General features: G+C 62.4%; 9 protein-coding genes. 8 read left to right on the top strand and 1 reads right to left on the bottom strand.

All coding sequences use genetic code 11. The features are described from left to right. Positions 1–233: 233 nt before the first annotated feature. A complete protein-coding gene (locus K3819_RS16765; RefSeq protein WP_221397511.1) occupies positions 234–947 on the top strand; it encodes an ATPase in 714 nt (237 codons plus the stop codon). A 70-nt stretch (positions 948–1,017) separates the two neighbouring features. On the opposite strand, the gene K3819_RS16770 is transcribed toward K3819_RS16765, so the two are convergent. Further along, on the bottom strand, positions 1,018–5,904 hold the full coding sequence (locus K3819_RS16770) for an NAD-glutamate dehydrogenase (RefSeq protein WP_221397512.1): 4,887 nt from the start codon (positions 5,902–5,904) through the stop codon (positions 1,018–1,020). Positions 5,905–6,420: 516 nt separating this feature from the next. On the opposite strand from K3819_RS16770, the gene K3819_RS16775 reads away from it, so the two are divergent. The 7 genes from K3819_RS16775 to K3819_RS16805 all read left to right on the top strand — a co-directional run bounded on the left by K3819_RS16775 (position 6,421) and on the right by K3819_RS16805 (position 13,915). Beyond that, the gene (locus K3819_RS16775) at positions 6,421–6,774 is read left to right on the top strand and encodes a hypothetical protein (RefSeq protein WP_221397513.1); all 354 of its coding nucleotides are present in this window, start codon (positions 6,421–6,423) and stop codon (positions 6,772–6,774) included. Between the two features lie 295 nt (positions 6,775–7,069). Next, positions 7,070–8,029: a MoxR family ATPase gene (locus K3819_RS16780; protein WP_011334589.1), complete on the top strand. Its 960-nt coding sequence runs from the start codon at positions 7,070–7,072 to the stop codon at positions 8,027–8,029. A gap of 5 nt (positions 8,030–8,034) precedes the next feature. Then, the gene (locus K3819_RS16785; RefSeq protein WP_007959332.1) at positions 8,035–8,979 is read left to right on the top strand and encodes a DUF58 domain-containing protein; all 945 of its coding nucleotides are present in this window, start codon (positions 8,035–8,037) and stop codon (positions 8,977–8,979) included. Then, the gene (locus tag K3819_RS16790; RefSeq protein WP_039766825.1) at positions 8,976–9,473 is read left to right on the top strand and encodes a DUF4381 domain-containing protein; all 498 of its coding nucleotides are present in this window, start codon (positions 8,976–8,978) and stop codon (positions 9,471–9,473) included. Before K3819_RS16785 ends, K3819_RS16790 begins: the two co-directional genes overlap by 4 nt. Continuing rightward, positions 9,466–10,545, top strand: a complete 1,080-nt coding sequence (locus K3819_RS16795) for a VWA domain-containing protein (protein ID WP_085610528.1) — start codon at positions 9,466–9,468, stop codon at positions 10,543–10,545. Before K3819_RS16790 ends, K3819_RS16795 begins: the two co-directional genes overlap by 8 nt. Then, positions 10,542–12,278, top strand: a complete 1,737-nt coding sequence (locus K3819_RS16800; protein WP_221397514.1) for a VWA domain-containing protein — start codon at positions 10,542–10,544, stop codon at positions 12,276–12,278. The genes K3819_RS16795 and K3819_RS16800 overlap by 4 nt, the downstream gene beginning before the upstream one ends. Beyond that, positions 12,275–13,915 (top strand): BatD family protein, encoded by a 1,641-nt coding sequence (locus K3819_RS16805; RefSeq protein WP_221397515.1) that lies wholly within the window; start codon positions 12,275–12,277, stop codon positions 13,913–13,915. The genes K3819_RS16800 and K3819_RS16805 overlap by 4 nt, the downstream gene beginning before the upstream one ends. Positions 13,916–13,987: the final 72 nt, after the last annotated feature.

The raw sequence follows: 13,987 nt of genomic DNA on the forward strand, positions 1-13,987 counted from the left end.
TAACCAGCCATAAATGAAAGGCGCAAAACATTGACTTGCGCCTTTTTTATTTCACGCGGCAATTAATCAAAAATGCTTACAACCAATAAAACTATGACATGACAGTCATTCAGCAAATTGTCAGGTTGTTTTCAGTTGGGCGGGAGTAGTCTGAGGCGACTGTCGCCGGTTCTATTTAATCAACCCCGACATGCCTGACTTTCCGACTGAAGTTGCTTCACGGGAGACTCACCATGAAACTTGCATTTGCCAGTAGTCTGGCGATATCGGTTTTAGCCTTGTCAGCCTGTTCTGTTCCAACCGCTCCGAAAGCGGTTTCCTCCCTCGATACGCTGTTCACCCAACCGGTGGGACGCAGCAGCGCCACCCAGGTCAAAAGCGGTCCCGGTGTCTCGCTGGGTGTCATCTACAGCCCAAGCACCCAGGCCAACCGTGACTATTTGCGCAAGTACCAGGCCAACGCCGGCACCGGTTTCGGCCAGAGCCTGCTGGTGCAGCCGATTCATGACGCCTACGTCGCCACCTCGAAACCGGACATGGCCGTGGATTGGGTGAAAGCCTCGCTGCAACGTCAGTTCGGCTCGGTCACGGTGTACCCGGACATGCACAGCCTGCGTGCGGCCAACCCGGATGTGGTGGCGATCGTCGATACTCACAGCCAGTTGATGACTTCGCGCAGTTCGGACATCAAGGCGGATGTGAGCGCGGATTTTTATGACGGGAAGTTCAACTATATCGGCACGGCCAAGGGGTCTGAGGCAAAAGAATTGACGCCGGTCTGGGCGGACTTCAAGCGTTCAGAGGAGATTGTTGCGGATATTAATCAGCAACAGGAAGTTCAGGTTCGGGCGTTGCAAAAGTTTGACCAGTCGCTCAGTAATTTGCTGACCAGGCCGGCAGATAAAGTGTCGATGCTTGATAACAAACAAGGACATAACTTGCAGTAACGAGAAAACCATCAGGCAAAAAAAAGCCCCCGCATCTCACAATGCAGGGGCTTTTTCATTCAACGGCTACTCAAGCAAGCTCAAGCTCCGCCGTCGCCGCAGCAGGCACGACCGCCTGACCGCTCAGCGCCACGTCGTTCAGCTCACGGTTGGCCACCGCGTACATGGCGTAGTCGGTGCCGCTGGCGGCACGGATTTCCACCAGCATGGCGCGCCAGCGCTGGATCATCGCGTCGTGTTGCGCCATCCACAGCGCCAGACGCTCTTCCACGTCCAGGTTACCGCCGCCCGCTTGCAGAACGGCGATGGTGATCGCGCGTTGCTGCCAGTCGACGTCGTCGCGGAACGCTTCACGGGCCAGGGCCTGCCAGTTGTTTTCAACCGGCAAGGCGCTGATCTGCGAAATGTACCAGGTGATGTCCAGCGCGCTGCCCACGGCGAAGTACGCCTTGGCCACTTCGGCTGGATCCTGACCGGTCACGTCGGCGGCTTCGATGATCGGCAGCAGCGTGTAGAGGTGGGTAGTCCCCGCCACCATACGCGCCAGCAGTTCCGGTACACCGGCGGCGACGTACGCCTGATAGCGCGCCTGCCAGTTTTCGCGGATTTCGCCGCTCAACAGTTCGTCCAGTTTCAGGCCCAGCTCTTTGAGGTGCGGACCGAAATGCGCGACGTCACGGGCAGCGTTCTGCTCGTTGCGACGGGCACGCAGGAACCAGCGCGTAGCGCGACGGCCCAGACGCATCAGCTCGTCCATCAGCTCCAGTTGCACGTCAGCGGAGACCTGATAGTCCAGGGCTTCGATCTGACGGAACCAGTGCGGGAGGTGGAAGATATCCCGAACAATCACATACGCACCGGCAACATTCGCCGGGGTCATGCCGGTGGACTCTTTGAGTCGCTGAACGAAGGTGATGCCCATATGATTGACCAGATCGTTGGCGATCTGGGTGCTGACGATCTCGCGCTTCAGGCGGTGACGACGCATGGCTTCAGAGAACTTGCTGACCAGAGTCGGCGGGAACGCCGTTTCCATGTCGCGGGTCAGGTAGTCGTCGTCCGGCACCAGGGAGCCCAGCAGCTGCTCCTTGAGGTCGATCTTGCTGTACGAGATCAGCACCGACAACTCTGGACGGGTCAGGCCATGGCCTTCGGCAACGCGTTCGGCCAGTTGCTCTTCGGTCGGCAGGAACTCGATGGCGCGATCCAGCTTGCCACGGCCTTCCAGGTCGCTCATCAGACGCTTGTACTCGGCGATCCGCGCGTAAGCACGGCGGGCTGCCAGGGACAGGGCCTGAGTCTGCTTGTAGTTATTGCCCAGCACCAGACCACCGACTTCGTCGGTCATGCTCGCCAGCAACTGGTTGCGTTGCTTGTCGGTCATGTCGCCGGCCTGAACCACTTCGTTCAGCAGGATCTTGATGTTCACTTCGTGGTCGGAGCAGTCCACGCCACCGGCGTTGTCGATGAAGTCGGTGTTGGAACCGCCACCATTGAGACCGAATTCCACACGACCCAGTTGGGTCATGCCGAGGTTACCGCCCTCGCCCACCACTTTGCAGCGCAGTTCGTTGCCGTTCACGCGCAGTGCATCGTTGGCCTTGTCGCCGACATCGGCGTGGCTTTCGGTGCTGGCTTTGACGTAAGTACCGATACCGCCGTTCCACAGCAGATCCACCGGCGCCTTGAGCAAGGCGTTCAGCAGTTCGGTCGGGGTCAGCTTGTCGGCCTGGATGTCGAAGCGCTCTTTCATCTGTGGCGAGATGGCGATGCTCTTCGCGCTGCGCGAGAAGATGCCGCCGCCTTCGGACATGATGCTGGTGTCGTAGTCGGACCAGGCCGAACGCGGCAGGTCGAACATGCGCTGACGCTCGGCGAAGCTGGTGGCCGGATCCGGGTTCGGGTCGATGAAGATGTGCATGTGGTTGAACGCGGCAACCAGTTGCAGCTTGTCGGACATCAACAGGCCGTTACCGAACACGTCACCGGCCATGTCGCCCACGCCGACCACCGTGATGCTGTCTTCCTGGACATTGATGCCGCGCTCGCGGAAGTGGCGCTGTACGCCAACCCACGCGCCCTTGGCGGTGATGCCCATTTTCTTGTGGTCGTAACCGGCCGAACCACCGGACGCGAACGCGTCACCCAGCCAGAAGCCGTAGTCGATGGCGATGCCGTTGGCGATGTCGGAGAAGGTTGCAGTGCCCTTGTCCGCCGCGACCACCAGGTACGGGTCATCGTCGTCATGCCGCACGACGTTGGCCGGCGGTACCAGTTTGCCGTCCTTCAGGTTGTCGGTGATGTCCAACAGGCCCGAGATGAAGATGCGGTAGCAGGCGATGCCCTCGGCCGCAATCTCGTCACGGCTGCCGCCCAGTGGCAGGCGACGCGGCAGGAAGCCGCCCTTCGCACCCACCGGCACGATGACCGAGTTCTTCACTTGCTGGGCTTTTACCAGACCGAGGACTTCGGTACGGAAGTCTTCTTCGCGGTCGGACCAGCGCAGGCCACCGCGAGCGACGTTGCCGAAGCGCAGGTGCACGCCTTCGACGCGTGGCGAGTAAACGAAGATTTCGAACTTCGGCACCGGTTTCGGCAGCTCAGGGATCAAGTGCGGGTTGAACTTGAAGCTGAAGTACGACTTGTTCTGGCCGTTGGCGTCGGTTTGGTAGAAGTTGGTGCGCAGGGTCGCTTTGATCAGGTCCAGGTAACGACGCAGGATGCGGTCTTCGTTGAGGACTTGAACGTCGTCCAGCGCAGTCAGGATCGCCTGTTCCAGACGTTGTTGCTTGTCGTCCAGATCGTCGCTGCCGAGCTTGCGGGCCAGATAGAAACGGGTCTTGAACAACCGGGTCAGTTCGCGAGCGATGTCGGTGTGGTTGTTCAGGGTGCTGGCGATGTAGCCGAGGTCGAAGCCCAGACGAATCTGCTTCAGATAACGGGCGTAGGCACGCAGCAGCGCAACGTCGCGCCATGGCAGGCCGGCGGTCAGCACCAGACGGTTGAACGCATCGTTCTCGGCATCGCCACGGACGATGTGGACGAACGCGTCCTGCAGGGTGTCGTTGAGTTGCTGGATGTCCAGTTCCAGGCCTTCGGCGGCGGTGAACGCGAAGTCGTGAATCCAGAACTCGCGGCCGTTGGTGTGACGCAGCCGGTACGGGAATTCACCGAGCACGCGCAGGCCGAGGTTTTCCAGGATCGGCAGCACGTCGGACAGGGCCAGCGGGGTATCGGCGTGATACAGCTTGCAGTGCAGCTCGCGCGGGCCGGAGGCCAGCGGCTGGTAGAAGCTCATGGCCAGCGGCTTCTTCTCGCTCAGGTTCAGCAGGTGCTGCATGTCGACCACGGCCGAATGCGCAGCGAAACGTTCGCGGTAGCCGGCCGGGAAGCCTTTCGGGAAGTCGGCCAGCACGTTGGTGCCGTTGGCTTCGCCGAAGGTTTCGACGGTCAGGGCCGCGTAGTCGTCCTGCCAGCTGCGGCAGGCCTGGATCACTTCGTTTTCCAGTTGCAGCGGGTCGATGTCGATGCGGTTTTTCGGGTCGACGCGCAGGATCAGTTGCACGCGGGCCAGCACGGACTCGGAGAAGAACGTCCAGAATTCGCAGTCGGAAGCTTTCAGGCGCTCCATCAGCACTTGCTGGATCTTCTGGCGAACTTCGGTGGAGTAGATGTCGCGCGGCACGTAGGCCAGGCAGTAGCAGAAACGACCGTACGGGTCTTTGCGCAGGAACACGCGGATCTTGTTGCGCTCCTGGATCTGCACGATCGACATCACGGTGCTGAACAGCTCGTCGACCGGGGTCTGGAACAGGTCGTCACGCGGCAGCACTTCCAGAACCTGTGCCAGTTCCTTGCCCAGGTGAGCCTTGGACTGGAAGCCGGAACGGCGCTCGATTTCCTCGACCTTGCGGCGGATGAAAGGAATCACACGTACGCTCTCGCCATACACCGACGAGGTGTACAGGCCCATGAAGCGGTGTTCCTTGATCACTTTGCCGTCGGCATCGATTTCGCGAATCGACACGTAGTCCGGGTAGGCCGGACGGTGCACGCGGCTCGGATGCGCGGCCTTGGCGAACGACAGCAGTGTCGGTTCGCGCAGGTAGTTCACGGCATAGTCTTCGATGTGGCGGTCTTCGTTGGTCAGACCGGTGCGCAGCATCTTGGTCAGGCCGAGGAAGGAGTTCTGGTCGTATTCGATATGGCCGCCATCGGCCTGATCGACAACGGTGAACTCTTCGTAACCAAGGAAGGTGAAGTGGTTGCCCACCAGCCATTCCAGGAAGCTCTTGATTTCGTTCTTTTCGTCGGCATCGACGGCGAATGCGCTGTTATCGAGCTTGGTGAGGATTTCCTGCACCTTGGCCTTCATCGGCTCGAAATCGGCGACCGCGACGCGGACTTCACCCAGGACCTGTTCCAGCTCCTTGGACAGCACATTCAATTCGGCCGCGTTGGCGCAGCGGTCGATTTCCAGGTACATCAGCGACTCGTGCAGCACGCCTTCGCCGGTGGTGCCTTTTGGCAGGATTTCCAGCAACTCGCCCTTGCTGCCACGACGCACGCTCAGCACGGTGGTCTGCAGGGTGTGGATGCTGTAGCCGCGACGGTTCAGCTCGGTACGCACCGAGTCCACCAGGAACGGCAAGTCATGGTGCAGCACTTCGACCGCGGTGTGCGTCGACTGCCAGCCGTGACGTTCGTAATCGGGGTTGTAGACGCGCACTTGCGGTTGCGCGTGATCGAAGCGCTCAAGCAGGCGCCACGCAGAAAGAGTACAGCCAGCGAGGTCGGAGAGGCGACGTTGGGTCAGCTCGTCCAGGGAAATGATGCCGAAGAATTGTTCAGCGAACAGCGCCACTTGTGGCAGTGCCTGTTCACTGATGTGCTGCGCCAGTGCCGCTTGCAGTTGGTGCTGGAAGTCGGCTTTGCTGGCTGCGGTGAAGAACGCCATCTGTGGTACTCCGCTTGGGCTTGTTATTGATGGAAAGCGTCGCGTGCAAAACCCCTTTCGGGGCGTTCCGTCGCCCTGTTCCTGATTCTCGGGCAGAGGAAACAGGGTGACAGGTGGGTGAAGCTGGACGAGACACTCAGGTCACATTCACCTTCCATGAATGGGCATCTGCAAAAACGATTGTCTGGCGCCGCTCGCGGGGTCCTGGCAATGCCTTTACGGGTGCTCATCCGTTGCGCAGCTTAATGGGTGCGACAATGTGTCTGCTTGCGGTGCTGCGACATATTCGGTCATTGGCACGTAAACCAAGGCGTGCGCATCGATAAACACTAGCATTCATGGGGCGGAACGCCGGTCTCAATCCCCGCTTTTACGGTACAGGCGTGCCAGGAATGACCATTGATCTGTGTCGCGTTCACGACACATCCTCTGACACTCTCACATGCAGAAATTCCCGGGGGCTGGCAGAATCGCGCCCAATTGCGACCAACACGCCCGCCGAGGCAGGAATTCCCCATGCAAATGACCACCGCCCTTTTGATCGTCAACCCGTGCGACGACGAAGAAGACAACATGGCCATGCTCTGCTGCCACAGCGACAAGGGCGAAATGTTTCTGATGAGCCGCTATCCGGACGAGGACGAGCTGGAGATCACCCTGGATGGCGAGCCGTCGAACCTTGATGGCGTCAAGGTCACCCTGAGCAAGACCCTGCTGAAGATCGAAATCGCCGCGGCGGATGCCGATGCGCTGAACGGGGATGATGTGCTGGAAATCACTTTCAACCCGGACATGGTCGATCTGGCTGAAGTCGAGGAAACCCTGAAGAACATTCTTGATGGTACTGGCACCTTTATCAGCCAGATTTGATGGTGTCTGGGCCGGCCCTTTCGCGAGCAAGCCCGCTCCCACATTGACCGCGTTCTGTCTGTAGTACGCGCTCCCCTGTGGGAGCTGCGGTGCGACGATTCGACTTGCCAGCGATAGGGCCCGAAAGAACACCGCACCTCCCCCGCCCTACAAAATTCCAACAATTGCCCCGGTCATTTCCCGCACTTTGCGCAAAATGCCGTTAGTCGCCACCCCCTGCGATGGATTAAAGTAACGCCCCCAGCCCCGGCGTTATCCGAACGCCTGTGGCCACCCTTTCCAGGAACAGTCATCGATGGAACATCGTGAAGCGCTGCTGGCGCTGCGAACCTTTCTTTCAACGCAGATTCTCGGCCAGGAAAAACTCATCGAGCGTTTGCTCATCGCCCTGCTCGCCGACGGCCACATGCTGGTCGAGGGCGCTCCGGGTCTGGCCAAGACCAAAGCGATCAAAGAGCTCGCCGAGGGCATCGAAGCCCAGTTCCATCGCATCCAGTTCACTCCGGACCTGCTGCCGGCCGACATCACCGGCACCGAGATCTATCGCCCGGAAACCGGCAGTTTCGTGTTCCAGCAAGGGCCGATCTTCCACAACCTGGTGCTGGCGGACGAAATCAACCGTGCCCCGGCCAAGGTGCAATCGGCGCTGCTCGAAGCCATGGCCGAACGTCAGGTCAGTGTCGGGCGCAGTACTTACGAGCTGTCGCCGCTGTTTCTGGTGATGGCCACGCAGAACCCGATCGAGCAGGAAGGCACCTACCCGCTGCCCGAAGCGCAGCTCGACCGCTTCCTGATGCACGTGAAAATGGGTTTCCCGGACGCGGCTGTCGAACGCCGGATCCTGCAACAGGCAAGGGGCGAAGCCCTCAACGGCGAGACCAAGCCTGAACGTCGGGTCAGCCAGCAGGCGATCTTCGCCGCGCGCAAGGAAATCCTTGGCTTGTACATGGCGGACGCCGTGGAGGAATACCTGGTGCAGCTGGTCATGGCGACCCGTAACCCGGCCAAGTTCGACCCGGAAATGGCCGAGTGGATCGCCTACGGCGCCAGCCCGCGCGGCTCGATCGCCCTCGACCGCTGCGCCCGCGCCCACGCCTGGCTGGCCGGTCGCGACTTCGTCAGCCCGGAAGACATCCAGGCCGTGCTGTTCGACGTGTTGCGTCACCGCATCATTCTGTCGTTCGAGGCCGAAGCCGCCGGCATCGACCAGGATCGGGTGGTGCAACGGATTCTCGACGTCGTAGCCGTCGCTTGACCTCGATGAACGCCTCCCTGCCGTCCGAACCGGGCATCCGCATCAGCCTCGCCGAGCTGATCGAGATGCGTCACCGCGTGCGCGAAGTGCAGCTGTTTTCCACGCCGAGCCAGCGCAGCCCGCTGATCGGCCTGCATCACTCGAAATTCCGTGGTCGCGGCGTCGACTTCGATCAGGTGCGGGTCTATCAGGCCGGCGACGACGTGCGCACCATCGACTGGCGCGTCACCGCGCGGACGCAGGAACCGCACACCAAGCTGTTCCATGAAGAACGCGAACGGCCGATTTTCATCATGGTCGAGCAAAGCACGCGGCTGTTTTTCGGCTCCGGGCTGATGTTCAAGTCGGTGCTCGCGGCGCAGGCCGCAGCGCTGATCGGTTGGGCGGCGCTGGGCCACAACGACCGGGTTGGCGGGCTGGTGTTCGGCGACAACGAGCATTACGAAATCAAACCACGGCGTAGCAAGCAGAGCCTGTTGCAGCTGCTCAACCGGCTGGTGAAGGTCAACCAGTCGCTGCACAGCGAGCGGGAGCCGGATCGCGATGCGTTTGGCGTGGCGTTGCGCCGGGCCCGTGAAGTGCTGCGACCGGGCAGTCTGGTGATCGTGATCTGCGACGAGCGCGCACTGTCCGACAGCGCCGAGCAGCAATTGAGCCTGCTGTCGCGCCATTGCGACCTGTTGATGCTGCCGCTGTCCGATCCGCTGGATCACGCCCTGCCCGCCGCCGGACTGCTGAGATTCGCCGAACGCGGCGCGCAGCTGGAACTCGACACCCTCAATTTCGACCTGCGCCAGACCTACCGCGCCCAGGCTGAAGCGCGGATCGCGCGCTGGGAACTGCTCGCGCAGAAGCTGCGCGTGCTGCTGATGCCGCTGAGCACCCAGAGCGAAATGGTCGAACAGATGCGCGAATTCCTTAACCCGCAACGCCCGGGGAAAGGTCGATGAACGGCCTCGAACAACTGCAACCGCTGATCTCCCCGCCACCGATTGCCTTCTGGCCGCCGGCACCGGGCTGGTGGCTGCTGCTTTTGCTGTTGCCGGTGATTGGTTTTGCAGTCTGGCGGCTGCGGCGTTTCATTCCGATCAAGAAAAAACCGGTCGTGCGCGCCGAACTGCCACTGGACCCGGTGCGCATCGCTGCACTCGCCGAACTGGCGCAGATGCCCAAACCCTACGACGGCGCTCCGGCCGGGGCCTGGCTGCAGCAACTCAACGGCCTGCTCAAGCGCCTGTGCCGCAACCACTATCCCTACAGCCAGAGTCATACCCTCAACGGTCGCAAATGGCTGGCGTTTCTCGACAACCGTTGCCCGGCCGCCGGCCTGACTCGCTGGATGGTGCTCGTCGAAGGCGCCTACAAACCCGAGTGCAAACTCGACGACAAAGCCATCGCCGGCCTGACCCAGGCAGTCGACACCTGGATCCGCAAACATGTTTGAGTTCGCCTGGCCGTGGATCTTTCTGCTGTTGCCGCTGCCGTGGCTGATGCGCCTTGTGCTGCCGGTGGCCGACAGCGGCGAGCCGGCGTTGAAAGTGAGTTTCCTGGGCGACCTCGAAGGCCTCGCCCGCCGCCGCGCCCGGGCCAATCTGCCAGCGTGGCGCCAACAGGCGCCGTTTCTGTTGTTGTGGCTGATGTTGCTGACCGCCGCCGCACGCCCGCAATGGCTCGGCGAACCGCTGCCGATTGCCGCCAGCGGTCGTGATCTGCTGGTAGCCGTGGACGTGTCCGGCTCGATGGATTTCCCGGACATGCAATGGAACGACGAAGACGTCAGTCGTCTGTCGCTGGTTCAGCATTTGCTCGGTGATTTTCTCGAAAGCCGCGATGGCGACCGCGTCGGTCTGATCCTGTTTGGCAGCCAGGCTTATCTGCAAGCACCCCTGACGTTTGACCGACGCACCGTTCGGGTCTGGCTCGATGAGGCGCGGATCGGCATTGCCGGCAAGAACACCGCGATTGGTGACGCCATCGGTCTGGCCCTGAAGCGCCTGCGCATGCGTCCGGCCCAGAGCCGGGTGCTGATTCTGGTCACCGACGGCGCGAACAATGGCGGCGAAATCGACCCGCTGACCGCCGCAAAACTGGCCGCCAGCGAAGGCGTGAAAATCTACCCGATCGGCATCGGCGCCGATCCCGAAGAAAGCGGCGCCACGGCGTTGCTCGGCGGCAACCCGACCCTCGATCTCGACGAACCGGCGCTCAAGGCCATCGCCGAGGTCACGGGCGGGCGCTATTTCCGTGCCCGCGATGGCAGGGAGCTGCAAGCGATCAAGGACACCCTCGACCAGCTCGAACCGGTGACTCAGCAACCGACCCAGGCCCGCCCGGCGCAGGCGTTGTATCAATGGCCGCTGGCATTCGCGCTGCTGCTGAGCATTTTGCTGGTGGCCCGAGTGTTGTGGCCGGACAACCCGCTGCAACGGCTGTTCACCAAGGAGCTGTATCTGCAAAGCCCCCTGCCTGACTGGCGCGAGCGCCTCAAGCGTCTGCGTTTGCGGAGGCGCCGATGATCGACCTGTGGCCGCACTGGTTCCGTCCCTGGTGGCTGTTGCTGCTGCCGTTGCTCGGCTGGCTGATCTGGCAGCTCTGGCACCGGCAGAAACGCGCCGGTCGCTGGCAGATGATTCTGCCGCCGGCCTTCCACGCCACGCTGCTCAGTGGTGGCAGCGGTCGTGACAGCAAGTTGCCGTGGGTCGCCCTGAGCGTGGCCTGGCTGCTGACGATTCTGGCGTTGCTCGGGCCGAGCTGGGAACGGGTCGAACAGACCAGCCAGAAACCCGCCGACCCGTTGGTGGTGGTGCTGGAGCTGACCCCGGAAATGCTCGCCACCGACTCGCCACCAACGCGACTGGAACAGGCCCGGCGCAAGCTGTTCGACCTGTTGCAGGTGCGCAGCGATGCCCAGACCGCTATCGTCGTTTACGCCGGCAGCGCCCATACGCTGGTGCCGCTGTCGGATGACCTGGCGACCAGCCGCAATCTGCTCGACGCGCTCAAGCCTTCGCTGATGCCGGAAAGCGGCCATCGCGCCGATCTGGCGGTGAGCAAGGCGTTGGCGTTGCTCAAGCAGGGTGCGTTGGGTCAGGGGCGGATTCTGCTGATCGGCTCTTCGCTGTCGGAAGAAGAACGCCAAGGCATTCGCCAGGCACTCAGTGGCCAATCGGCGCAGTTGTTGATGCTCGGTGTCGGCACCGCCGAGGGCGCGCCGATTGCTCAGGAAGACGGCAGTTTCCTCAAGGATGCCCAGGGCGCAATCCGCGTGCCGCAACTCGACAGCCCAGGCCTCGGCGCATTTCTCAACGCGGTCGGCGGCGAGTACCGCAGCGCACGGCTGGATGAATCCGATCTTGGCGACCTCGGCCTGCTCGATGGCCCGCGCAGCCTGCGCGACGATGGCCAGACCGTGCGCCTCGACACCTGGGCCGATCAGGGTTACTGGCTGCTGTTGCCGCTGTTGTTGCTCGCCGCGTGCGCAGGGCGGCGTGGCTGGCTGTTCTGCCTGCCGTTGCTGCTCGCGTTGCCGCAACCGAGCTATGCCTTCGACTTCGAAGACCTGTGGCTGCGTCCCGATCAACAAGGCTTGCACCTGCTCAAACAGAAGCGCCCGGCCGAGGCGGCGAAGCATTTCGAAGATCCGCAATGGCAAGGGGTGGCGTTGTACGAGGCCGGCGACTACAGTGGCGCCGCTCAGCGTTTCGCCGAGGGCAATGACGCCCACGCCCACTACAATCGTGGCAATGCCCTGGCCAGAAGCGGCGAGCTGGAAGCTGCGCTGGACGCCTACGAACAGGCCCTGGAACGCCAGCCGGATCTGCGTCCAGCCCTGACCAACAAGGCGCTGGTGGAAAACCTGCTGAAACAGAAAAACGCCCCGCCGCCAGCCGAACCGCAAGACAAACCGGCGCAGCAAAACATACCGGGCGATGAACCACCGCCAGCGACCGCTCCGCCGCCAGCGGTCAAAAGCGAAACCCAGAGCGAACCGCAAACCGGTGAGTCCGCCAGCGAACCGCCGGCGACCATCCCGCCGCTGCCGGGTGCCAACGAGCTGCCGGACAGCGAACCGGGCGAGGAACAGAACACCCCGCCGCTGCTGCGCCCCAATGAGGACACCCTCGAAGGCGAGCAACAACAGGCGCTGGAACAATGGCTGGGCAAGATCCCGGATGATCCGGGCGAACTGCTGCGACGCAAATTCTGGTACGAACAGCAACAACATCAGGATCAGGAAAACATTCGATGACCCGTTTCACCGCTCTCTTGCTGCCCCTGCTGATCTGCACGGCCGCCGCCCAGGCGGCCGAGCTGACGGCCAGTGTGGATCGCAGTCGCCTGAACTCCGGCGAGACGGTCGAACTCACCCTCGAATCCAACGATGTCACGCAGTTCGGCAAACCGGACCTGAGCCCACTGGAGCCGCTGTTCGAAGTGCGCGGCACGCGTCAGGTCAACCAGTTGAACACGCTAAACGATGACAACCGCGCTACCACGCGCTGGATCATCACATTGCTGCCCAAGCAGAACGGCAGCGTTGAAATCCCGCCGCTGAAACTGGGCGACGTCGAGAGCCAGCCGATCACCGTGCAGGTGATCGAGAGCGACACCCGCGAAGAGAACAATGCCCGCGAACCGGTGTTCATCGAAGCCAGCCTCGACCAGACCAGCGTCTACGTGCAGGCCCAGGCCATCCTGACGTTGCGCATCTACCATTCGGTGTCGCTGTACGATGACAGCAGCCTGACGCCGTTGCAGATCGCCGACGCGCGCATCGAGCAACTGGGCGACATGCGCACCTACGAAAAAGACATCAACGGTGTGCGCCACGGCGTGATCGAGATGCGCTACGCGATCTATCCGCAGCACAGCGGCTTGCTGAGCATCGCCCCGCAGACCTTCAGCGCCACACTGGTCGATACCCAGCCCTCGCAGGACGCTACGGCGCAGGGGCCGAAACCGGGCAAACTGATGCACATCAGCTCCGCCGCGACTTCGCTGACGGTCAAACCGAAACCGATGACCTACCCCAGCGATGCGCCGTGGCTGCCGGCCCGCAGCCTGAGCCTGAGCGAAAGCTGGAACCCGGAGCCGGATCACACTCAGGTCGGCGACTCCCTGACCCGCAGCCTGACCCTCAAGGTCGAAGGCCTGGCCAGTTCGCAACTGCCCGCCCTGCCCGCCACCGAAGCCAACGGCCTGCGCCGCTACCCGGATCAACCGGTGCTGAACAACCAGAGCAGCGACCGCGGCCTGATCGGCAGCCGCGAAGAACGCGAAGCGCTGGTGCCGAGCCGCAGCGGCGCGATCGAGTTGCCAACGGTGGACGTGGTCTGGTGGAACACCTTCGAAGATCACCTGGAACACACCAGCCTGCCGGCGCGCACCCTGCAGGTGGCGAACAACCCGAGCCTGCAAGTCGACACCCCGGCCGGCAACGCGCAACCGCTCAGCGCCGCCGACAGCGAAGCCTTGTGGTGGTGGAAGCTCAGCACGTTCGTTTTCGCCTGCACCACCCTGCTCGGCTTCGGCCTCTGGTGGCGTGCCCGTTGGCAACCGGCGATCCTGCGCGCCGCGCAAACCGGCCCGAGCCCCCGCACCCTGCTCGACGACATCAAACGCGCCAGCCAGGCCAACGACCCCCACGCCACCCGCCAGGCCCTCGACGCCTGGGCGCGTCAGCAACCGGAAACCCTGGCGGACATGGCGGCGCGCTTTGTGCCGCTATCAGATGCGCTCGATGGCTTGAACGGCGCGTTGTACAGCGAGACCGGGCAGCATTGGCAGGGTGAGGATCTGTGGCGGGCGATCCGGACGATTCCGACGGCGGAGCGGGTACAGGATCCGGTGGGGGACAGTGGGTTGCCGCCGCTTTATCCGAAGTAGTTGCAGTCCGGTCGAGGTTTTTGCCAGTAAACTCTCCCCTCTTTCGCCGCCCTCTCATCCCGGCGGCCATCA

It is taken from the genome of Pseudomonas sp. 3-2 (assembly GCF_019710535.1).
GTDB classification, from domain to species: domain Bacteria; phylum Pseudomonadota; class Gammaproteobacteria; order Pseudomonadales; family Pseudomonadaceae; genus Aquipseudomonas; species Aquipseudomonas pharyngis.